The sequence below is a fragment of the Coleofasciculus sp. FACHB-1120 genome (assembly GCF_014698845.1).
Lineage (GTDB): Bacteria > Cyanobacteriota > Cyanobacteriia > Cyanobacteriales > FACHB-T130 > FACHB-T130.
Window position 1 is genome coordinate 187,150 of record NZ_JACJTV010000003.1, and the last position, 21,978, is coordinate 209,127.

Annotated in this window: 23 protein-coding genes; 15 read left to right on the plus strand and 8 right to left on the minus strand. The window is 47.2% G+C overall.

Annotated elements, in window-relative coordinates:
• Positions 1 to 68 precede the first annotated feature (68 nt).
• The 3 genes from H6H02_RS04630 (at position 69) to H6H02_RS04640 (ending at position 1,821) form a co-directional block, all read left to right on the plus strand.
• Positions 69 to 407, plus strand: a complete 339-nt coding sequence (locus tag H6H02_RS04630) for a 2Fe-2S iron-sulfur cluster-binding protein (protein WP_190815116.1) — start codon at positions 69 to 71, stop codon at positions 405 to 407.
• A 141-nt stretch (positions 408 to 548) separates the two neighbouring features.
• The gene (locus tag H6H02_RS04635) at positions 549 to 1,049 is read left to right on the plus strand and encodes a hypothetical protein (protein ID WP_347342565.1); all 501 of its coding nucleotides are present in this window, start codon (positions 549 to 551) and stop codon (positions 1,047 to 1,049) included.
• Between the two features lie 4 nt (positions 1,050 to 1,053).
• The gene (locus H6H02_RS04640; protein ID WP_190815118.1) at positions 1,054 to 1,821 is read left to right on the plus strand and encodes an ATP-binding cassette domain-containing protein; all 768 of its coding nucleotides are present in this window, start codon (positions 1,054 to 1,056) and stop codon (positions 1,819 to 1,821) included.
• Between the two features lie 99 nt (positions 1,822 to 1,920).
• Here H6H02_RS04640 and H6H02_RS04645 read toward each other — a convergent pair whose 3' ends face one another.
• A complete protein-coding gene (locus H6H02_RS04645; RefSeq protein WP_190815120.1) occupies positions 1,921 to 2,319 on the minus strand; it encodes a biopolymer transporter ExbD in 399 nt (132 codons plus the stop codon).
• Positions 2,303 to 2,953, minus strand: a complete 651-nt coding sequence (locus H6H02_RS04650; protein ID WP_190815121.1) for a MotA/TolQ/ExbB proton channel family protein — start codon at positions 2,951 to 2,953, stop codon at positions 2,303 to 2,305. Before H6H02_RS04650 ends, H6H02_RS04645 begins: the two co-directional genes overlap by 17 nt.
• A 311-nt stretch (positions 2,954 to 3,264) precedes the next feature.
• On the opposite strand from H6H02_RS04650, the gene H6H02_RS04655 reads away from it, so the two are divergent.
• The 5 genes from H6H02_RS04655 (at position 3,265) to H6H02_RS04675 (ending at position 11,889) form a co-directional block, all read left to right on the plus strand.
• Entirely contained in the window at positions 3,265 to 5,277 is a 2,013-nt protein-coding gene (locus tag H6H02_RS04655) for an energy transducer TonB (RefSeq protein WP_190815123.1), read from the plus strand.
• A 76-nt stretch (positions 5,278 to 5,353) separates the two neighbouring features.
• Positions 5,354 to 6,520, plus strand: a complete 1,167-nt coding sequence (locus H6H02_RS04660; RefSeq protein WP_190815125.1) for a TonB family protein — start codon at positions 5,354 to 5,356, stop codon at positions 6,518 to 6,520.
• A 136-nt stretch (positions 6,521 to 6,656) separates the two neighbouring features.
• The gene (locus H6H02_RS04665) at positions 6,657 to 7,334 is read left to right on the plus strand and encodes a tetratricopeptide repeat protein (RefSeq protein WP_190815127.1); all 678 of its coding nucleotides are present in this window, start codon (positions 6,657 to 6,659) and stop codon (positions 7,332 to 7,334) included.
• Between the two features lie 593 nt (positions 7,335 to 7,927).
• Positions 7,928 to 10,462 (plus strand): TonB-dependent siderophore receptor, encoded by a 2,535-nt coding sequence (locus H6H02_RS04670; RefSeq protein ID WP_190815129.1) that lies wholly within the window; start codon positions 7,928 to 7,930, stop codon positions 10,460 to 10,462.
• Between the two features lie 239 nt (positions 10,463 to 10,701).
• Positions 10,702 to 11,889, plus strand: a complete 1,188-nt coding sequence (locus tag H6H02_RS04675) for a PepSY-associated TM helix domain-containing protein (RefSeq protein ID WP_190815131.1) — start codon at positions 10,702 to 10,704, stop codon at positions 11,887 to 11,889.
• A 32-nt stretch (positions 11,890 to 11,921) separates the two neighbouring features.
• Here H6H02_RS04675 and H6H02_RS04680 read toward each other — a convergent pair whose 3' ends face one another.
• Positions 11,922 to 12,707, minus strand: coding sequence for a winged helix-turn-helix domain-containing protein (locus H6H02_RS04680; RefSeq protein WP_190815133.1), 786 nt, complete (start codon positions 12,705 to 12,707; stop codon positions 11,922 to 11,924).
• A gap of 457 nt (positions 12,708 to 13,164) precedes the next feature.
• On the opposite strand from H6H02_RS04680, the gene H6H02_RS04685 reads away from it, so the two are divergent.
• Both H6H02_RS04685 and H6H02_RS04690 read left to right on the plus strand, forming a co-directional pair.
• Complete coding sequence (locus H6H02_RS04685; protein ID WP_190815135.1) at positions 13,165 to 13,590, plus strand: hypothetical protein; 426 nt, start codon at positions 13,165 to 13,167, stop codon at positions 13,588 to 13,590.
• 93 nt (positions 13,591 to 13,683) lie between these two features.
• Positions 13,684 to 13,932, plus strand: coding sequence for a DUF6761 family protein (locus tag H6H02_RS04690; RefSeq protein ID WP_190415582.1), 249 nt, complete (start codon positions 13,684 to 13,686; stop codon positions 13,930 to 13,932).
• Positions 13,933 to 14,314: 382 nt separating this feature from the next.
• On the opposite strand, the gene grxD is transcribed toward H6H02_RS04690, so the two are convergent.
• From grxD to H6H02_RS27530, 4 genes are all read right to left on the minus strand, one after another.
• Positions 14,315 to 14,638 (minus strand): Grx4 family monothiol glutaredoxin, encoded by a 324-nt coding sequence (gene grxD / locus H6H02_RS04695; protein WP_190415580.1) that lies wholly within the window; start codon positions 14,636 to 14,638, stop codon positions 14,315 to 14,317.
• A 69-nt stretch (positions 14,639 to 14,707) separates the two neighbouring features.
• Complete coding sequence (locus H6H02_RS04700) at positions 14,708 to 14,968, minus strand: BolA family transcriptional regulator (RefSeq protein ID WP_190815137.1); 261 nt, start codon at positions 14,966 to 14,968, stop codon at positions 14,708 to 14,710.
• Positions 14,969 to 15,005: 37 nt separating this feature from the next.
• Entirely contained in the window at positions 15,006 to 15,647 is a 642-nt protein-coding gene (locus tag H6H02_RS04705; protein WP_190815139.1) for a hypothetical protein, read from the minus strand.
• A gap of 377 nt (positions 15,648 to 16,024) precedes the next feature.
• Entirely contained in the window at positions 16,025 to 16,156 is a 132-nt protein-coding gene (locus H6H02_RS27530; protein WP_277922519.1) for a hypothetical protein, read from the minus strand.
• A 621-nt stretch (positions 16,157 to 16,777) separates the two neighbouring features.
• Between H6H02_RS27530 and H6H02_RS04710 the strand changes: the two genes are divergently transcribed.
• The 3 genes from H6H02_RS04710 to H6H02_RS04720 all read left to right on the plus strand — a co-directional run bounded on the left by H6H02_RS04710 (position 16,778) and on the right by H6H02_RS04720 (position 19,641).
• Positions 16,778 to 17,668, plus strand: coding sequence for a metallophosphoesterase (locus H6H02_RS04710; protein ID WP_242040561.1), 891 nt, complete (start codon positions 16,778 to 16,780; stop codon positions 17,666 to 17,668).
• Between the two features lie 379 nt (positions 17,669 to 18,047).
• Complete coding sequence (locus H6H02_RS04715; RefSeq protein WP_190815455.1) at positions 18,048 to 19,271, plus strand: DUF4336 domain-containing protein; 1,224 nt, start codon at positions 18,048 to 18,050, stop codon at positions 19,269 to 19,271.
• Positions 19,272 to 19,455: 184 nt separating this feature from the next.
• On the plus strand, positions 19,456 to 19,641 hold the full coding sequence (locus H6H02_RS04720) for a hypothetical protein (protein WP_190815143.1): 186 nt from the start codon (positions 19,456 to 19,458) through the stop codon (positions 19,639 to 19,641).
• Between the two features lie 206 nt (positions 19,642 to 19,847).
• On the opposite strand, the gene H6H02_RS04725 is transcribed toward H6H02_RS04720, so the two are convergent.
• On the minus strand, positions 19,848 to 21,122 hold the full coding sequence (locus H6H02_RS04725; RefSeq protein ID WP_190815146.1) for a GTPase: 1,275 nt from the start codon (positions 21,120 to 21,122) through the stop codon (positions 19,848 to 19,850).
• 212 nt (positions 21,123 to 21,334) lie between these two features.
• On the opposite strand from H6H02_RS04725, the gene H6H02_RS04730 reads away from it, so the two are divergent.
• Both H6H02_RS04730 and H6H02_RS04735 read left to right on the plus strand, forming a co-directional pair.
• Complete coding sequence (locus tag H6H02_RS04730; protein ID WP_190815148.1) at positions 21,335 to 21,598, plus strand: hypothetical protein; 264 nt, start codon at positions 21,335 to 21,337, stop codon at positions 21,596 to 21,598.
• On the plus strand, positions 21,582 to 21,920 hold the full coding sequence (locus tag H6H02_RS04735; RefSeq protein ID WP_190815150.1) for a type II toxin-antitoxin system RelE/ParE family toxin: 339 nt from the start codon (positions 21,582 to 21,584) through the stop codon (positions 21,918 to 21,920). Before H6H02_RS04730 ends, H6H02_RS04735 begins: the two co-directional genes overlap by 17 nt.
• The last annotated feature ends 58 nt before the right edge of the window (positions 21,921 to 21,978 follow it).

Below are 21,978 nucleotides of genomic sequence, written 5' to 3' on the forward strand. Positions count from 1 at the left end.
TTTGTAAAGAACTGTAAAAATAAAGTGAAGATAAATCGTCACTCAAGAGGCTCGTTGAATCCATCATTATGCCAAAGGTAACAGCTCAAGGAAAAACGTTTGAGTGCAACACGGGGGCTAATCTGCGTAAAGTGCTATTGGAAAATGGCATCGACCTCTACAATGGCAAGGCAAAAATCATTAACTGCCAGGGAATTGGTACCTGTGGCACCTGTGCAGTGGCAGTAGAAGGAAACGTTTCCGAAGCCAACTGGAAAGATAAAACCCGGCGATCGCTTCCTCCTCATTCTCCCACGGCAAACCGTCGCTTAGCTTGTCAAACCCAGGTTTTAGGAGATGTCAAAGTAACCAAATTTGATGGATTTTGGGGACAAGGCACTCAAACGGTTTGGACGCCGCAACAATAAACAATTTCAGTTTTAAATTTTAGATTTTGAGTTAAAAGCGTGTCACAAAATCTTGATTTACAGTCGGAATCAACCCAGTCGGAATCAGCGCAACCCAGTCATTTCGTTTTTCGCATTTCCCCCCTGATTCGCATCACCTTGATGACGCTTTACCTGGCACTAACGATTCCGCTACCGTTTTTGTCACAGGCATCTGCGTCACCCGTACCGCCTTGGTTGCTGTGGCTGGGAATTGCCTTAGGGTTAGTCCCGTTATCTGGCGTCCTCAGCGAACGGGTAATTGTGGATGATGAAAAAATCCAGGTCACTTATCCTCGCTGGGTTCCCGGTTTCTTCCGCAAGGGTTGGTCGTTAGCTTGGGCAGAAGTCAAAGATTTAAAATTTCGCTCGACAGGGCAAGGTGGAATCGTTTATTACTTTATAAGTAAGTCAGAGCAAAAAGCTTATTTGCTACCGATGCGGGTCGTTGGCTTTGCTCGGTTAGTTAAACTGGTGGAAGACAAGACGGGAATTGATACAACTGATGTTCGTCCTTTGTCTCAGCCTTGGATGTATCTAATTTTGTTAGTGTTCTCGCTGCTGCTTTTTGTTACAGATGCGTGGACAATTTGGATGGCGACTACACAAGGACGATTGACATAATTTTTTGAACTACGAAGACACGAAAGCACAAAAAGATTTGCTGCGGCTGGAACGGGTAAGCCTTGCAGCGCCAGTTGGTTCGCAGTATTTATTGAAGGAAATTTCGTTTGAGGTATTTCCGGGCGATCGCTTGTGTTTAATTGGCCCTTCTGGTGCCGGAAAAACCTCGCTGTTGCGGCTATTGAACCGACTATTAGAACCGACTGCTGGCACAATTTATCTAGAAAATCAAGATTATCGAAAGCTTCCGGTTATTCCGTTGCGGCGGCAGGTAATGCTAGTTTCTCAAGAACCAAAACTTTTGGGAATGACTGTTAGAGATGCCTTAGCTTATCCTCTGGTTTTGCAAGGTGCGACAAAACAGGTAATTCAGCAGCAATTGCTCACATGGATCGAGCAACTACACATCCCAGAAGATTGGTTAGGGCGGACAGAAGTGCAACTGTCGCAAGGACAACGGCAATTGGTGGGAATTGCCCGTGCCCTCGTTATCCAACCTAAAATTTTATTACTTGATGAGCCAACGTCTGCCCTAGATGCGGGTCGTGCTGCTTACGTGCTGCAAGTATTAACGCAACTTTGCAACGAGGGAAAAACTACAGTATTGATGGTCAATCACCAGTTAGATTTAGCCCAAATGTTTTGCAATCGGGTTTTATATTTGCAGGATGGGCAGTTGCTGGAGGATGTCTCAGCAGCACAGATAGACTGGACTAATTTACGCGATCGCTTTATCCAAGCGGAAGCACAAGCTGCTCAAGATTGGGGTTAAGGGTAATTAGTAATTGTCATGAGTGATAAGTCATTAGTTCGTTACTACTAACTAATGACTATCGACTGATAACGAATAATCTTTGACCCAATGGACGGATTACTTCTTCGTAGCGATCGCTAATTTTGCCCCTTTAACCTTACGCAATTGATCCATCACCGCCACGACTTGACCGTGGTTGACGCCTTCATCAGCATTTAGCACGACAAGGGTTTCTTGCTCAGATGGAATTAGCGATCGCACTCCGGTTTCCAATTCCTCTAAATCAATTGGCTGCCGGTTCAGTGCGATTTCTCCTTCTTCATCAATTGACACCGTTACGGGTGTCGATTTTTGAGCTTGTCCGGTTGCTGCATTTGGCAAATTCACCGATAACCCTTCTGAACGGGTCAAAAACAGTGTGGACATGATGAAAAAGGTCAAAATGGCGAAGATTACATCGATCATCGGCACGATGTTAATCTGCACTGGGATATCCGGCTCATCGGGTAGTCGCATAGGAAGGCTCTCCTTTTTCATAACGGCGACGGTATAACAGTTCTAGCTGACCGCCGTACTCTTGAATGTGTGCCGACTGCCTCTGATAGAAACCGCGAAAGGCATTTGAAAACACGAGGGCAAAAATTGCCACAATTAATCCGGTGGCGGTGGAAACTAACGCCTCGCTAATCCCTGCCGTAACACCCACCGTCTGGCTGCCTCCGACGCTTCCTAGCGTCAGCGAGGCAAAGGAGTTAATCAGCCCCAAAACCGTTCCTAGCAACCCCAGTAGAGGGGAAAGAGCGATGATCGTTTCAAACACCACATTGAATCGCTTCAATCCAGGTAACTCGGCTTGCGCTTCACTTTCCAGCGCTAATCGAAATTCTTCTGGATTGGGTTGTTCCAGTTCTAAAGCTGCCAAAAAGATCCGCGCAATCGGCAACTCAGCATTCTGCTTTAGCCGATGCACAGCAGCTTCAGGATCGTGCTGATAAAGCTTCATCACGTCTCGCACAACCCGATCTTGCCGTCGGTTAATGCGATACCAAAACCTTGCACGCTCTATTACTAGGGCGATCGCTAATATAGAAAATCCTAGGAGTGGCCACATGACCACGCCACCCGCCGCAAAAAGATTACTAATTCCCATCTAATTTCTCTAGGGCAATCAACAAGGCTTAGCCTACCAGCTTACTGGAGTATTAAAGCTGATAGAAGTTCTCAAGAGAAATTAAACCTAATGAGAATCTATGTCAAGCAGTTCTCCACAACTTGAGGAATAAGGAGTTTTGTTAAGTAATTTTAACAAAACTGTTGAAAAGGTTGAGAAGCCTATCAAGGAAAGGTTTGGAGAGGATTAGGCTAAGGCGATCGCAGCCTATTTTACTGGTTCTCCCTCTTGACATTTACTTCAGTGCATCTTACCTTGACCAAACAAGTGCAAATAACTTGCAATAATCTATGGGCTTGTCAAGTGTTGCTGTTCAGCAGCGAGAAAAAGAAGAAGAGGCTCTGAGGTCTTTTATAACCTACAGCCTCATCGGTTCCTTCGCACTCCATCTGGGAGTGCTGGCGATGAGCAATCGTTGGGTGAAAACATCTGACATCATTGCCGAAGAGCCAATGGAAGTTGTGGTTCTCGATCCTGAGAGCCTTCAAGCTTTGGAACCAGAGGAAGATACTCCAAAAGAAGATCAACAAGAGCAGACGCCATCGGCAGCAAGTTCAGTTGCAACCGAAGGTTCTCGTATACTTACGGGTTCTAGGCAGGAATCGGCAGAAGGTTCAGTTGCAGCAGAGAGTTCGAGTCAAAGCAGTACACCCGATACCAGTGCTGCTGCGCCAGCATCTCAACCTCGCACGGAACCAAAAGCGGCTCCCTCTCCACTGGTAGCGTCGCAACCTACGCGCCCTGAAGTAGTACCGCAGCCAGTGCGACAGCCGCTGGCGGTAAATTTACCCCCGTTCCGACCCACTCAAACGCCCAAACGAGTCGCCCCCGATTCAGCAACACCTGTCAAGCGTGAAGAACCCGTTGCTGACACGCCCAGACCAATAGAGAAGCCGTCTTTAGAACGCGCTGAGAAACCCAATCCAGTCAGTAACTCGCAGCCGATTGCCCAGCCTAGCTCAGTTGCTGTTGCGCCGTCTCCACAGAGTGATAAGCCAGCAGCTTCAACACAGGCGAGTCCTTCTTTGCAGCAACAAACGTCTGAAAGATTTAGAGATTTAGTTAGAGGAATTACCGGCTCCAGACAAACTCAAGAAAGTGCAGGAAATAGCGCTAGCCAAACTGATAACAGCAGTACCATCGGCGGCTCTACTGTTGCTGCCGGAACGGGAAGTCTGCTAGGCAGTGGTTCTGTTACGGGTAACGGCACTGGTACAGGCTCAGGACAAGGAAGCGGTAGGGGCACTGGCACAGGTAGTGGCACTGTTACGAGTAACGGCACTGTTACGGGTAACGGCACTGGTACAGGCTCAGGACAAGGAAGCGGTAGGGGCACTGGCACAGGTAGTGGCACTGGCACCAGCAAAGAATCAGGAACTGGAAGAGATGTAGCGATAGTTCCGGAAAATTTCAAACCGAGAACTGAGCCAAGAACTGAGCCAAGAGACCGGGATGAAGAACGTCCTTCGAGGAGATCGGGATCGAGCCGAATCGGTTGCGTTAAATGTGACAAGCCCAACTATCCAAGTAATGCAAGACGGCAAGGTGTCGAAGGCGCATCCCAGGTCAGTGTTGATGTTGATGAAAAAGGCAATGTGACTAATGTTCGGGTGTCGCGTTCCAGTGGTAGTAGGGAACTCGATGAAGCTGCTGTGAGAGCCGCCAGAAATTGGAAGTTCAGTTCTTCATCTGGTAAACGAGAGGGGGTTCGGGCTTCAGTTGATTTTCAGCTAGAGGGATCGGAGCGATCGCGTCGTTCGCGTGAGCGTCGTCGCACAGAATCGGCATCTTCCAGCCGTAGCTCCGAGGCATCGACTCCCCGGCGGCGGCGGCGCTTGGAAGCGGCATCTTCTTCCACGAGCGCCTCAGAAACGCCGCGTCGTTCTCGGCGGCGGCGCTTGGAAGCGGCATCTTCTTCCACAAGTGCCTCGCAGACTCCACGTCGGGTACGGCGGCGTTTGGAAGCAGCATCTTCTTCCACAAGTGCCTCGCAGACTCCACGTCGGGCACGGCGGCGGCGCGTGGAATCTGCGGCGGCTAGTCCGACGCGGCAAGCCCCAGGGGCACGGCGACGGCGTGTAGAATCTGCGGCGGCTAGTCCGACGCGGCAAGCTCCACGTCGGGCACGGCGGCGCGTGGAATCTGCCTCTAGTCCGGTGCGGCAAGCCCCACGGGCACGGCGGCAGCGTCGTCTAGAAGCCGGTTCAGGCAGTCAGTCACAACAAGCTCCACGGGCACGGCGGCGGAGAGCTGCACCTTCCTCAGCACAATCATCAGGTTCACCTACTACGAGCAATGAGTAATTGCCTCTCAATCAGAGTGGGTATAGACTCTTGAACTGATTGTCGAATACCCAATCACTCGTCGCTAAGTAAACTTATGCACAGCATTAAGACAGCGATCGCAATTTTAGGAGTTGTTATCGGAGTGGGTGGAGTAACCCCTGGAGTTCGTGCCCAGTCAGAAGCATCCCCCGCTCCTACCAGCCCTCAAATTAAACCGCCTGCTTCTACCAGTCCCCGCCTCCAAGGGAATCCTGAGGCGCTGCTCCAACAGGGTTTGGACAAACTTGACGCCGGAGACTACAAGGCAGCGGTCGATCTGTTGTCGAAGGTGCTGGAAGTAAATCCTAATGATACGGAAGCTTACTACAATCGAGCCGTGGCTCTGGTTGAGCTAGAGGACTACAAGAAAGCGATCGCTGATTATAGCAAAGTGCTACAACTCGATCCCCAGGATGATGAAGCTTACTTGAATCGAGGACTAGCTCGTACCGAGTTAGAAGACGACGCCGGAGCGATCGCTGATTACAGCGAAGTTATCAAATTGAAGCCCGATCAAGCAGAAGCTTACTATCAAAGAGGAATCGCTTATGCTCAGCTAGAGGAAGATAATAAAGCGATTGAAGACCTTCAGAAAGCCTCTGAACTCTTTGCTACGCAAGGCAACCCAAATCAGTCCAAAGAAGCACTGCTCAGCATTGATGTTGACGACAAAGGAAATGTGACTAATGTTCGGGTGTCGCGTTCCAGTGGTAGTAGGGAACTTGATGAAGCTGCTGTGAGAGCCGCCAGAAATTGGAAGTTCAGTTCTTCATCTGGTAAACGAGAGGGGGTTCGGGCTTCAGTTGATTTTCAGCTAGAGGGATCGCAGCGATCGCGAGAACGACGCGAGCATCGTCGTCGCTTAGAATCGGCATCTTCCGACCGTAGCTCCGAGGCATTGACTCCCCGGCGTCTGAGAGTCGCACCTTCCTCAGCAGAATCATCGGGTTCAGCCATGCTCAGCTTTGATGTTGATGACAAAGGAAATGTCACCAATGTTCGCCTGTCTCGTTCCAGCGGTAGTAGGGAACTCGATGAAGCTGCTGTGAGAGCCGCCAGAAATTGGAAGTTTGATTCTTCCTCTGGTAGACAACAGGGGGTTCCGGCTTCAGTTGATTTTCAGCTAGAGGGATCGGAGCGTTCGCGTTGTTCTTGCGAACATCGTCGCTCAGAATCGGCATCTTCCGACCGTAGCTCGGAGCCATCACTCCCCCAGCGGTGACGGAAAGCTGCACCTTCCTCAGCAGAATCATCAGGTTCAGCTACTACGAACAATGAATAATTGCCTCTCAACCAGAGTGGGTATACACTCTTGAACTGATTGTTGAATACCCAATCACTCGTCACCAAGTAAATTTATGAACATCAAGACAGCGATCGCAATTTTAGGAGTTGTTATCGGAGTGGGTGGAGTGACGCCGGGAGTTCGTGCCCAGTCAGAACCGTCTCCCGCTCCTACCAGTCCTCAAATCAAACCGCCTGCACCTACCAGTCCTCAAATCAAACCGCCTGCTTCTACCAGTCCCCAAATTAAACCACCTGCTTCTACCAGTCCCCGCCTCCAAGGGAATCCTGAGGCGCTGCTCCAACAGGGTTTGGACAAACTTGACGCCGGAGACTACAAGGCAGCCGTTGATCTGTTGTCGAGGGTACTGGAAGTAAATCCCAATGATACGGAAGCTTACTACAACCGAGCTGTGGCTCTGGTTGAACTAGAGGATTACGAGAAAGCGATCGCGGATTACAGCAAAGTGCTGCAACTCGATCCCAAGGATGATGAAGCTTACTTGAATCGAGGATTAGCTCGTACCGAGTTAGAAGACGACGCCGGAGCGATCGCTGATTACAGTGAAGTTATCAAATTGAAGCCCGATCAAGCAGAAGCTTACTATCAAAGAGGAATCGCTTATGCTCAGATAGAGGAAGACAATAAAGCGATTGAAGACCTTCAGAAAGCCTCTGAACTCTTCGCTACGCAAGGCAAGCCAGATGAGTCCAAACAAGCACTGGCTCTGATCAAAAAACTTCAGCCATAGCCTGAATCGAGAGGCTGAGCGTTACTCAGCCTCTCATCTGTTTTTTAAATTTTTTTAAATTTGATGGATTATTGAACCCGTACCGCCGCTTCAAAAGCCGCTAGGTGGGTTGAGTTTTTTTGCTAATTTTTCGGCACTCTAGCTAATTTTTCGGCACTCTAGGCGCGTGTAGAGTTAGTTGCGATCGCCCTCGTGGTGTCTCCATTCAGGATTTTGCAGCCATCGGATTTAGAAACAAGGCGAAAGGCGAGCGTTCTCCACTCTAAACCAGCCTGCTAGTGTGATTAAATTTACCTTTCTTGAATAACTTTCTTAGTTAGAGAAAACACTTTTATAGCGTTTTCTCAATTATTCGATTGCTCAACTTCTTTAAACATTGGTTAAAGAAGTTAGGCTTGAGCCAACCCTGAATAATAAATGCCCAAAACAAGCCATTTGTCAATCTTTCTCTTAGGCGATGCCTTCTAATTTTTCTACTTGACTTTTACATGGGCGTCGTTTTATCTTAACCACACTAATGATAATTACTTGCAATAAAAAATCAGGCTTGTTAATCAAGACCTGGGTGCATAAATTAGGTGTGTGGAAACGGAATGAAACTACAGCAATTACTTCCTGGCTTGTTGCTCGCAGGCTCAGTTGCCATGACAGTGGCTCAGCCAGTAAAGGCTGAGGTCGTACAAGTCACTGGCGTGCAACTCAACTCAACGCCCAATGGCTTGCAGGTGATTTTGCAGACGACAAATGGAGCAGCGCCCCAAGTGGTCACGTCCAGCTATGACCAAACCCTGCTTATTGACCTGCTTAACGCCCAGTTAAGTCTTCCAGAAGGGGATACGTTTACTCAGGAAAACCCAGCTTTCGGTATAACTTCTGTAACCGTAAACCGCTTGTATGACAACAGTATTCGGGTAACGATCAAAGGCGTCGCAGAACTGCCAATGGCAGAGGTGGTACCGAGTCCGCAGGGAGTGGTACTCAGCTTAACGACCACTTCAGAAACAGCTGAGGCTCCCCCTAGCCAAACACCAGAGACGACTGACTCTGAGCCTTCTGAGTCGCCCCAGACCCCCACAGAGGCTGAATCTGCTGACGAAACCCAACCAGACGATCTAGTTGAAGAGCCAGAGGAAATTGAACTGGTGGTAACGGGTCAGCAAGAAGGGGGATATAGAGTCATTGACGCCACAACCGCCACGCGAACCGATACACCTTTGCGCGACGTTCCTCAGTCCATTCAGGTTGTTCCTCGACAGGTGATTGAGGATCAACAAGTTGTAAGAATCACAGAAGCTGCACGCAACGTTAGCGGTGTTGTGCGAACAGAAGGCTATGGAGGCGCTACTGATAACTACACCATCCGAGGATTTGCCATCTCCAATAACTTGAGAAATGGTTTCAGCGATGCTGGTTCTTACTCATTAACTGATGTCGCCAACATAGAACGAGTCGAAGTTCTCAAAGGACCAGCTTCGGTGCTTTATGGTCAGATTGAACCGGGCGGTGTCGTGAATTACATCACCAAGCAACCACTGAGCGAACCCTTTTATGCCGCTTCATTTACGGCTGGAAGTTACGACTTCTATCGCCCATCGATAGATATTTCTGGTCCCCTCGACCCTGACAAAAATGTATTGTATCGATTGAATGTTGCCTATGAAAATTCGGGTAGTTTTAGAGATTTCGTAGACAGCGAGCTTTTCGTAGTTGCACCTATCTTGAGCTTCAAGATTACTGATAAAACTACCTTAACCTTGGAGTATGAATACCTGGATCTCGATCGGACTTTCGATCGCGGCTTTCCACCGCTAACCGCGATGTTTGATCTGCCCATCAGTCGTTATTTAGGAGAACCCAACGACAGTTACAGCCATAGAAGCCATAAAGCTGGTTATGTTCTAGATCATCGTTTTAGTGAAAACTGGCGGATTCGGAATGCCTTCTCCGCTCAAATTGTTGATCTAGAGCGTACAAATGTTCAAGCACGGACTTTTCAATTAGAGGGAGACGGACGCACCTTAAGACGACGATTTAACGACGCTGATGAATACAGAGAAAATTATTCTCTCCAAACAGACTTAGTAGGAAAATTCAATACTGGCTCAATCAGTCATCAACTTCTCCTGGGGCTTGAGTTAAGCAGAGCTAAGGCTGGCTACACATTACTCAGAGCGAATTTCCCTTCCCTTGATATTTACAACCCAGTTTACGGGTTTCCGCGCCCAACCAGTTTTGGTGATGGTTTTGGTAGGGACGAAAACACCGATACGTTAGGTATTTATGTACAAGATCAGCTGACATTGTTGCCAAACCTGAAATTACTGGTTGGCGGTCGATTTGATTCGGTCGATCTTGACATCGAAGATGTTTCAGACGCTTTGAATGGAAGCGAAGCTGAAAAATCCAGCCGTTACTTTGAAGCCTTTTCACCCCGCGTTGGAATTGTTTATCAGCCGATAGAACCAATTTCACTCTATGCCAGCTACAGCCGCTCTTTTAGACCAAATATTTTTGCTTTTACGTCGGACGGACAGCTAATAGAGCCTGAAAGAGGTACCCAATACGAAGCCGGAATTAAAGGTGAATTCTTAGATGGTAGATTGTCCACGACGCTGGCAGCTTACCAGATAACGAAGACAAACGTCGCTACGACAGATCCTAATGATACTGATTTCTCAATTGCAGCGGGAGAAGTTAAGAGCCGAGGCATCGAATTGGACGTAAGGGGAGAAATTAGACCCGGTTGGAATGTTATTGCATCTTATGCACATATGGATGCTTTTGTTAGCAAAGATGAGAGTATTCCTGAAGGGGACGAATTAGTTAACGCGCCAAATAATACTGCTAGCTTGTGGATGACTTATGAATTCCAAAGAGGTGCTTTGCAAGGATTAGGTTTTGGAGCTGGATTATATTTTGTGGGCGCACGGGAAGCGGAGCTTCCAAATACCATCGAAATCCCTTCGTATTTGAGAACTGATGCCGCTATCTTCTATCGGCGAGACAATTACCGAGCTGCTCTGAATATCAAGAATCTCTTTGATACAAAGTATTACGATTCTCAGGGCTTCTTAGTCTACCCCGGAGCGCCTTTAACTTTGCTGGGGACATTTGGGGTGGAATTTTGATGTTTTAGGGGCTGGCTAAGCGATTAATCTGGTCTCCCGAACGCCATTCGGGTTAAAGCTCAATACTTTTCGATGAGTAAGTTTCATCTGTGGCAGATCCTCCCAACCCCCTTTTTTGAGGGGGACGATGTTTCTCTATTTGTTCAGCTCTATTTGAGAGGAACTAGCCTTACTGAAAAGTATTAGATTAAACCCGCCCAGAGGAAGCCAGAAGACAAAATTCAAAGGAAGTCTTGCTGATGAAATTACGCAAACTTGCATTGATACTGCACCGCTATGTGGGTGTAATGTTCGGTCTTCTGATACTTGTAATCGGATTGACGGGAAGCGCTTTAGTCTTTCACAAAGAGATCGATCGCGCTCTCAATTCCCATTTACATCAGGTTGCCCCGCAAGGCGAATCTGCTTCCAAGAACCTGCGCGATCGCATATCCCCAGATTCAGCGTTACAGATCGTCCGCTCAGCTTATCCAGACTTGACGCTGTCCTATATCGATCTGCCGCGAAAGCCAGATGCGGTATACACGGTGGGGATGGAATCAAAGAAGGATGAGTTTATCTACGCTTACGTTAACCCCTACACTGGAGCGATCCTCGGCACCCAACAGTGGGGACGCACGTTGATAACTTTCGTGTATGACATCCACTTCTCTCTCCTCGCTGGCAAGGTTGGCGAGAAAGTCGTTGGGATTTGTGGCTTGTTGCTGTTGCTGCTGAGCGTCACTGGGATGATTTTATGGTCTGGTTGGAGAAAGCTCCTTTCCGGCTTCCAGATCAGGTGGCAAGCTCCCTGGCACTTGGTTAACTATGACCTTCATAAGGTCGGGGGTATCGTGTCTGTTGCGTTTCTGCTCCTAATTGCTTCCACAGGAACCGCAATGATTTTTCATGCGGAAACCGAGCCAGCGGTCTACTGGTTAACACAGACGCCAAAACCTACGCCCTTAATGTCCACACCCCAAGTGGGCAAGTCACCTTTGACACTCGATGAAATTTTGCCCAAAGCTGATGCGGCGTTGCCAGAAGGCAAAACTACCTTCATTTCTCTTGCCAGTAAACCGGATGGAATCGTCAGGGTCACGAAGAAATTGCCCCAGGAAATCCGCCCAGATGGTCGTAGCCGTGTCTATCTCGACCAGTACAGCGGAGAGGTCTTGCGGGTGGAAAACGCGCTGACGGTACCTCTAGGAACCCGGATTATGAATGAGCTGTTTACTTTGCACATTGGGATTTATGGTGGGCTGGGAATGCGGATTTTGTATGTGTTCGCTGGCTTGAGTCCCACCGTTCTATTTATCACTGGCTTTGTGATGTGGCGACAGCGCCAGTGGGCGATCGCTCGTCGTCAAGAAGCGATCCGCCAGAGTCAGGGAATCCCGGAACCTCGCCCGAAAATTTACCCAACAACTGAAGTGCCTTGGATTTGAAGCGGGTGGTAATAATCTATCCGCATCCGAGCTTAGCGGTGGCGATTCTGTCCTCCTACCATGCTAGGGGTAGCATGAGCAGGGAGCGGTTTGGAATCGTTATCAATGATTGAGGCAACTGGTTCCGCCCCCTTAAGAATCTCTGGATTGAAGCGATAGCCCACGTTGCGGACAGTTTGAATCATGCTGGGTTGTCGAGGATCGGTCTCAATCTTCTTGCGTAGTGAGAGGACATGAGTATCAATGGTGCGTGGATTATCGATAGCGTCAGGCCAAGCACGGCGCAGCAGTTCGGAACGGCTCAGCGCCACTCCTCCAGCCTGTGCCAGAACGTAAAGCAGGCTGAACTCTTGGGGCGTCAGCTCAATGAATTCTTCTTTGAAGCGGACGCGGCGCTGCACTAAGTCTATTTTTAGGTCGCCATAATCTAGGGACATGGGTGCGGCTGTGACGCGAACGCGGCGAACTAGCGCCTCAACCCGCGCCATAAATTCTTGCATCCCAAATGGCTTGGTCAAATAATCGTCAGCTCCTGCTTTTAATCCAGCGACGATATCGGCTTCCATACTGCGGGCAGACAGCATCAAGATGAGTACCTGTCCCTGTTGATGAAGCCATCGGCAAAATTCAATTCCATCGCCATCTGGCAGGTCGGAATCTAGGATTACGAGTGCGGGTTGGCGAGTATAAAACGTTTCTCTACCTTGATGAACGCCAGCGGATTGACACACCCAGTAGCTTGCTTGCTGTAAGTGCCAGCCCAGTAGCGATCGCAGGTGCGGGTTCCCCTCGATGATCTGAATGCAAATCGATCCCACGGTGGCATGCTTCCCTTCAAGCTGGTGAGATTTAGCTTAACAAAGCTTATGTCAGGATTCTGTAACCAGGGCTACGAGGGGTCTGGGCTATACAATTAAAAATTAAAAGTGAAAAATTAAGAAATTTATATATAAAATCAAACTTTTGTTTTATATATTTAATTTTTCTAAAGGAATATTACAGATTTAGAGCAGAGCCTGAAGCCAAAGCAGTCATTTCATCAGGCAATGAGTAAAATAAAGGTTAACGAAGGTTAACGTTTAGTCAAGTTTGCTGAACAATGCCATGCCAAAAGCTGCCGATGTCCAAAGATGATCAAATTAGTATACCCAGCTTGACTAAGCAGGATGTCTTTCCTACCAGAATCCCCCTGAGTGAGGCACAAGGCAAGAGACCAATAGCGTTTTGGATATACCAGGCAAGGGGCAATAGGCAAATCTATCCTGGAAATAGGAAATGCGGTTAACTAACCGAAACTTTATTGACAAAAACTCAAAAATTTGCTCATTTGGGAGCCTTCCCTTGCCTACCGGCGGTTTAAACCAGCTAACAACTAAATTGCAGTGCTTACTGGAAAAGATGGCACAAATCGCTCGGCAGGGGCATGACGTTGGGGATCGAGTTTTCTACGATGAAACTAAAGTGAGAGCGATCGCGCAACTCGCTGGTCTCGGAAGGATGAGTTTTGGTGTGATTCCCTTAATTTTCAAGGAACACAACCAACCTTTCTCTCATCACCAAAGTGGGATGCACCCGTTTTCGATTTCCGCACGGCATCTGCAAAACGCTGTAGTTCTAGTTAGGGCACTCGCCTTAACTGAAGACAAGACAACCAGCGTCCGCTTGCGTTTTCTAGCGCTAGGCGCTAAGCGTCCTCAATGAGTTGCGAGAATCAAAGCTAATCGCTCAGGGCGAAAGTTTTCTTCTTCCGGCTTCACACCGTATACTTCTAATTCACACCTGATACTTCCGACCATGCTACAGGACTCTCAAACCATCCGCTACTACCAAAGACTCACCGACGCCCTCGTCGAAATGTGGAATCGGGGTTATCGTTTTGATGATTTGCGGCTGTTTTTAGATGGCTATCTCGCAGCTATGCGTCATTCTAACGTTCTGGAACCCTTTCTCATCCACCGCTTAGAAGAAGAAGTTACCCGTTACATTTACGATCCATCCAACTTTGACATGACCCAGACTCAACCTAAATCGGACTATTATTAGTTCGGATTAGCTGCCTTGGTCAAGCTGAGGCTATCAGCGTCAGGCTTGCCATCGTTACCTGTGGATAATGTTGTTAGATTGCCCGCAGGGATAAAGTTTGGGTAGAAAACAGCGATCTTCCGGGTGCTAATTATCTTTGACGTTCAGCAGCTTCGTAATTTTTATACAGCCGATCGGGAAAAATTTGAAAAAAGAGCGATCGCCCTTAGTATCTCTTACTCTCTAGTCCAGTCAATGATTTTATTTAGGATAATTCAGGCTGCACAGCTTTTGAATCAGCTTTAAAATTTAGGCGCAAGTTATCCTAAAAACAGTAAAAATTCCCTCCTTGATTCTTCAAATGAAGAACCAGGAGGGAATTTTCAGTTCGTATCCCAAAGCTTTAGGAAGCTAAGGCAACTTCAACCATTTCCTGCAACTCGCCCTTTTGGTACAGTTCAATCAGGATGTCTGAGCCGCCGACAAACTGACCATCAACGTAAACCTGGGGAATGGTAGGCCAATTAGAATATTCCTTAATTCCCTGCCGGATTTCCCAGTCGTCCAAAATATCAATCGTGTGGTAGGGTACGCCCAAAGTATTCAGAATTTGTACCACATTGTTAGAAAAACCACACTGGGGCATCAGCTTATTGCCCTTCATAAAGACCACAATTTTATGCTCTTTGAGCAAGCTGTCAATCCGCTCTTTTAATTCTGGCGTCATAGTTCTGCTTGGAATGCCTCTGTTTTCTAGTGTAATGCCAGTGCGTGAGAACGCAATTTTTATTCAGGTTCAACCTTGCTTGGTAGCAGCCTCCCAATCTTGGGGAGTATAGGTTTTTAGTGCTAAAGCATGAATTGCTTCTGTAGCCATGGCTGGCTGCACCGCACCGTAAACCAGTTGATGCTGTTGTACAAGCCTTTTGCCTTCAAACTGCGACGAAACCACTGTCACCTGGTAATGGTCGCCACCGCCAGTCAGATCCTGAACTTGAATCTGGGCATCTGGCATTTTGGCTTTGATCATCGCCTCTACCTGATCTGGGCTAACCATCTAAACTCCCGTTTCACTTCAAGTTGCTAATTCTAATCTATCGTTTAGGTGCAGAGGAAGAGGAGTTTGAGCGATCGCTCGAAGAACTAGCCGGTGCAGAATCAGGAGCATCGATAAACCCAATTTCTAGCAACTGCTGATAAGCTTTTTTGCCCAGATCCCGTGTCGGCTGCTGACTGCGAACAATCTGAATTAACAAAGGTACTGCCAAATCTGGCTGATTTTGCGCTCGATGGACCAGCGCCAGCTGATAAGTTGCCCGATCTCGAAGTTGAGCCGCTTCTACAGCCTTGCGGCGCTGGCTCTCGTAAACTCGATTATCAATTCCCGAAAAACTAGAACCCAGTTGTTGATAGAAATTGGACAACTGGTTGAACACCTGACGAGCCTCTTGGAGCTTCTTGGCAGCTAGAGTATAGTTCTGCGAAGATACAGCACTATCTGCCTCACTCAGCAAACGGTTCCCTCCTGCCATACTCAATAAGCCACTGTCCGGATCGATCGGGCGTAGATTGTTGGGGTCGGTTAAGTCTGGTTGTGTTTGGCTGGTGTCTTCTGGTAGAGCAGGGATTTGGTTCTGAGCCTGCACGGGGGGTTGTAGCAGAGCCAAAGACACTGTTAAAGGTAGACCAGCAAGGCAGGTAAAACCGAGGCGACGAGCAGTTCCAGAAGATACCATAAAATAACCCTATTAGGGGGCTGAAAACAGAATGATGACAAACTTTGGGTATCTTAACATTGTCGGACTCACCAAGTTTAAGACCAGCCACTGCTAAATTCCCAAAGTCATGCCCTGTTTAGATTGACAAAACGATAAAAAAGTTTCCGAATATTCTTTAATAATATAAAAAATAAGGGTAGAGATTTTCCGCACCAAAGCTCGAATATCCCCAGAGCAATTCCATCTAATCTGATAAAAGACTGCAAATTTGGGCAGAGTCAAGGATTTCAACTGGGTATGTAGTCTTGTTCCGTCAACTTGCACCTTGTCCCTGATGGTTGAAATCGCCGTCACCCGTTCATCTCGCGCTAGAAGTTCCCCTAAGGGTTGATGCGCTATTTTTGGCTTAAATGCAGATAATCGGGCGATCGCGCGATCGGCTTCAGTCCGTAGCGATTTCCCAGCACCTCAATATCTTGTACACGAACAGGATATTGAACGGGTTGATGCAGCGATAGTGATCGCATCTTCTATGATCTTGCCCGATATGATGGTTCCCTCTGCTCGTGCAGTATCGAAGCCGCATCTATCTATCGCGGGGTTGCTTACTTGCTCTCTTTCAACCACTCATTAAGTAGCACTTTTGTGGATTTATTTGAAGTAGATGAATATTTAGTACGAGCTGCTAGCAAATCAAGTAGCAATCGCACTTCAATTTTCGAGAAGGATTTGTTTCCAGCCTTCAAAAAACTTTCAATTAATCTCTGCGGCTCAACTCAGAAGCCAGCCAAAAAGGACTATCAAGTAGTTATTTTAAGGGGCAGAATAACAGGAGAAATAGGAAACGATTAGGCAAAACTAAGAAGCCGAGGTAAAGAATATCAAAGAGTTAGAGGCGTTAGCTAAACGGGAAACCGATGCTTGGAAGGATGTCGCTCGGCTACTAGAAAAATCCCAGGCGCAAGCTCATGATGAAGCAGTGAACTTACTTTTAAAGCTTCAAGGTTTAGCACTCTATTGAAACCAAAAGCTGGTCTTTTGGACACGTCTAAACCAAATTTACGAGCAATACAGTAGACGCCTGCTTTTATAAAACGTTTAAATAATGTAGGTTTGATATAAACCTACATCTTGCTTCCAATCGCTCAATGCCAGGAATAGCAGCAATTTCGCAGTTGAACTGGCGTCAAGATGACAACGTCTTTTCAAGGCAAACGCTACCCTTAAGCCCTATGCGGATTGCTTCTATTTCCGACCAACCCATTCATGAAATCCCCTTTATTACCGCTGCTGCGGCAGGTCATCTCCAGGTGGTTGAGCAAGTTTTACCGATTTTATCGGCAGAAGCTGACTCACTTCCACCTGGCTTAGACGCCATCATCATCGCTAGCGATTTACAGGGTATCAATCCCACAGATGGACGCCTTCTCGGTCATCGTGTCGCGGAAGAATTAGAAACTTTAGCGAACCTGGGACGGATTCCATCACCACAGAAAACAGGAATTATCTTGGCAGGCGATCTTTACGCACGAAGTGATAAGCGTGGCGGTGAGGGAGATGTCCGCGAAGTCTGGCAATCTTTCAGTCGTCGTTTTCGTTGGGTTGCTGGAGTTGCAGGAAACCATGACATCTTGGGAAACACGCCAGAGGAAATTCAAACCTTTAAAAAGGGGCGAGGTATCCGCTATTTAGATGGTGAAATCGCTGTGGTTGATGGATTTCGTATCGCTGGCATCTCAGGGATTATCGGCAAGCCTACTAAACTTTGGCGTCGTTCAGAAAAAGATTTTCATCAAGCCCTTCGCCAACTGCTCAAGGAATTACCCAATATCCTAATTTTGCATGAAGGCCCCAACGATCCAGAGGCGAAACTTATGGGAAATCAGTCAATTCGTGCTGAACTTGCCGCAGCGAACGAGTTGTTAGTCATTTGTGGTCACTCTCATTGGAAGGTGCCGATGACTACTTTATTCCCAGGAGTCCAAGTTCTCAATGTAGACAGCCGCGTTGTTGTCCTGACTGGAGCAAAGTCAGAATAATTGGTTATAAATTTTTTTCAAGGGCAAAGGGGGCAAGGGAATGAATCATCTACGGAAAAATCAGCTTTCTCCCACTCCTGCACTCTCCCGCTCCTTTAGTCAAATCTAAAAAACCTATCCTTGTGAGGGGGTTTGGTCTGCTTTATCCGGAAAGTATTGATCCTAATAGGGTAGAAAACGAGCGTTCGTTTACAGTCTAATTGTCATGAGGATCTAGATTTTAGATAAAAAGTAAGTAATAGAGTCAAAAATTTGCTTTCTTCTAGCCGCTAGAAATTCGACAAACACAAGCATCAGCATTCGTGAAGAAGGGGAAGGGGTCGTGGAGTGGATAGAACCACTAAAGAAAGCGCACCAGACGCACCTATTGAGGACACAGATGTTTGGGCAGGGGCAAGATAGTTTGAGTGTCAAACCTGGGGATTGGTCATGGCCTTTCTGGCTGGCTGTACCACTCTACCCATACAGTCGGCGGCGGACAATCCGCAAAGAAGTCGTGAAGGACACGATCTGGACTTTTGACCAGATGCAGGGCATCCTCTACACTGTCGTACCGATTCGCATGACCGTCGTTAAGCTCTCAGAAGGAGGTCTTCTCGTCTATGCCCCAGTTGCAGCGACCAAAGAGTGTATCCGGCTGGTTCAGGAGTTAGAGGCGAAATACGGCGATGTTAAGTACATCATCCTGCCAACTGCTTCTGGCTTAGAACACAAGGTCTTCGTGGGTCCGTTCGCCAGACGCTTTCCTGTGGCACAGGTGTTTGTGACTGAGAACCAATGGAGCTTTCCAGTGAATCTGCCGCTGAGTTGGCTTGGTTTCCCTAGCAAACGGACTCACGTACTTCCGGAGAATAGCAAGGATGCGCCCTTTGCTGAGGATTTTAATTATGCGGTGCTGAGCATCGACTTGGGGCGAGGGTCCTTTGAAGAAGTGGCTTTATTGCACAAGCGATCGCGCACGCTGCTGCTGACTGATTCGGTACTTTCGGTGCCAGAGTCTCCGCCAGAGATTGTCCAAGTTGACCCATATCCCTTGCTGTTCCACGCCAGAGATAGCGCCTTGGAACGGGTAGAAGATACTGAGGCGAATCGTCGCAAGGGATGGCAGCGCATTGCGCTGTTTGCTCTGTACCTACGTCCTAGCGCCTTGGAGATGAGCGGGCAGGGGCAAGCTTTGCGCGATGCCCTGAAAGCACCGGATCGGTCAAAGAAGGCGTATTTCGGTTGGTTTCCCTTTAAATGGAAGGCTCAGTGGCAGCAGTCCTTTGAGGCTCTGCGAGGGGGCGGTCGCCCGTTCGTGGCACCGATTCTGCAATCGTTCATTTTCACCCAAGCGCCTCAGGCAGTTCTTGATTGGGCAGACGAGGTAGCAAGCTGGAATTTCCAGCGAATTATTCCCTGCCACTTTGATGCGCCGATTCAGGCAACTCCCCATGAGTTCCGGCGGGCGTTCACCTTCCTGAAGAAGAAGTCTTCTATCGGTGAGGGTTTCTTGGGGGCTGGAAGTCAGCCTTTGCCTGAGGAGGACTTTGAATTTATCCGGGAACTGGAAGTAAATTTGACTAAGCGCGGCATCACATCGCCACAGAAGGAAAAGGTATGAGTCGGTGATTTTTACAATTAGGTTCTTAGCCTGAATATACTTCAATCACTATACCCCCAACTCTTCCTTCGTCAGCTCTGCATTTGATTCCATCTATATAGCAGAAGTGGCTTTTGTATTCTTCTTCGTCGTTGCTGTCTGCATAATATGCGATGTATCCACCTGACATGGAACTATTGTAAAAATGCAGTTTTCTGCCACTAATATCTGTCGCTTTGCTGCGACAGTCACCACAAATGTATTCCGGGTATCTAAGAGAAGGCGTCACCTCAGTATGGCAAATGGGACAGGTTTGTGTAGTCATGCTCAAAACTATTTCTATACCTGCTATGACTATAATCTCAACTTAATTGAAACAACTGCTCAATAAGACGGGCAGGAATATGTTGATTAAGTATTGCTGTAGGACTAATTACCCTGACTAACATAGGAGCGGAGCGCTCGCTTCTCCTGCTGCTTCGGCTTTGGGCGAGTATATTTAATTTATCAAACACAAAGAAAGGGCGAACAGCCGTTCGCCCCTACAAAGAATATGTACTTCAGTGGCTGAAAACTTCCATAAGTTAAGTCGTTGGGTTAGTTTACAAAACTAGGAGACCATCCACCTCCCTGCAATTGGCGAATAAACCCCATTAACTGTTGCATTTGTTCAACAAAAACCTCTTTCAGCTCTGGCGTAGGTTGTCCTTCATACTCAGCCTTTTTGTAGGTTTTCATTGTCTCGATATAGGTAACTGCCAAAAATCCCGTGGCAAGAGTTGTAGTAATTGCCGTAAGGCATGATAGGATTGGCAAACCACTTACGAGCTTACAATCACCAAGACCTGACAGCATCTCCACTAACTGTTCCTTAAAAGGTAATGTTCCTGCTGCATGTTCCAGTCTTGTCGTAAGATGAAATAGTACGTCTTTAACTGTTTGAATATTGTTGTAGTCAATTCCTGGTAAGTTCTTGAGAGCTTCTTCAATAAAATTGTCGAAACCGACTGCACCAACGCTTACTGCACACAATTCAGTCAAAAGAGTCCGCTCAAACTGATAACCAAAACTTTTAGAAATATCGGCGAACATCCAAACTTGCAACCCTGATGCGGTAGTTTTTTTTAAAATTGAAATAGGCAAAAATTGAGACGCTAGAACTTTAGTACATCCATCTCTACACCAGCCAAAGGCTAAATTTGCTTTAGCGTTCACTGTATTCAAAATTGCTTTTTGAGCGATTTCCTCAAGCATATCTTCAGTTGCATCTAGCAAAGCATCTAAACCATAAGAATTAATGTCATAGTGATGTGTTGTTTCTCTCCTTGCCATAATTGGTACAACATTCCGAATACTCGGAATACTTTCCAAGTAAGAGTGTAACCAGTCTTTCTCAACACCTGAGGCACGAGTAATAACAGCGATAACTGGCAATTCTTTGGCAATTGAAGCAATCCACTGCTGTTCAATTTGAGATTCTCTCACAACATGAGAGTCCACACAGTACCATACAGCATGAATCTGGTCTTCCGGTTCTTTTTGATTCTTTTGTTTGATGAAATTGGCAATATCTTGCTTTACCTTCTCGCGTTGCTTTTTGCCCGTCTCAAGCCCAGGTGCGTCGTACACAGCAATTGGCAATCCTGGCTTAGTATATGGCTTATCGGAAATAGCTGGAGTGACAGAGTTGCTGATTGGAATTTGGAATAGGCTACTAATCAGTGTACTTTTTCCAACACCAGTATTTCCAATAACTAGAACGTTACAACGCTTAAATTGACTTAAAGCTTGTGGAAATTTCTTGCCAAAGTTCAACACCGTCATATAGAAGCTACAGCTCTCTAGTTTGTATACTTTTGTCACTGTAGCCATCGCCAAGTCGTTTAGGCATCCGTGTTTTCCGCAGAGCTTCTAGAGGAGGTATCAGCTATTTTGAGGAAAAGACGGTAATGAAATTAAAATTTACCCTCTTGCAAAACACTAATCTTGGGCGCAGGGGAAGAGGATATTGCTGAGGCGATCGCAATAGATAGCACAGGCGAGAATTATTACAATTGAGAGAACTATCAACCCTATTGCTACTTATGCTAAAAACTGTCGAAGGAATTTATCAGAACGGACAAATTGAACTTGCCGAACTGCCACAGGATGTGAGCGATCGCACCCAAGTTCTGATCACCTTTCTCGATCCGGGCAAAATCGATCCCACCAAAGTACGCCAACTAATCGATCAGTTAGAAACGATTGCAGGTATTCAGCAAGGCTTTGAGGAACTAGAGCGCAGTCAAACTCGCCCTATTGGAGATTTCATCCAAGAAATGCAGCAAAAGTATGACATTTCAGGTTGAAATTACCCCGATTGCTGAAGCTCAGATCGAGCAAGCCTACCAATGGTATCGAGAGCGTAATCCCGAATTTGCCGATCGCTGGTTTCGAGGGTTGATGAACGCGATCGCAACACTCCAAGAGAAACCCCAGCGCTGTGCCTTAGCAGTTGAACACGAAATTTTTACCGAGGAAGTCCGGCAGTTACTTTACGGGAAAGCCAAAAATATATATCGAGTGTTGTTTACTATTCGAGATACTACAGTCTATGTATTGTACGTCCGCCATAGTGTTCAAGCACCATTAACTGTAGATGACCTAGACGATATAGGAGATGAAGTTTAAATAGGTCGTCGGTGAGGGTGCCGGTTCGAGGTTATTATCGGTGGGGAAATTTCTTCCC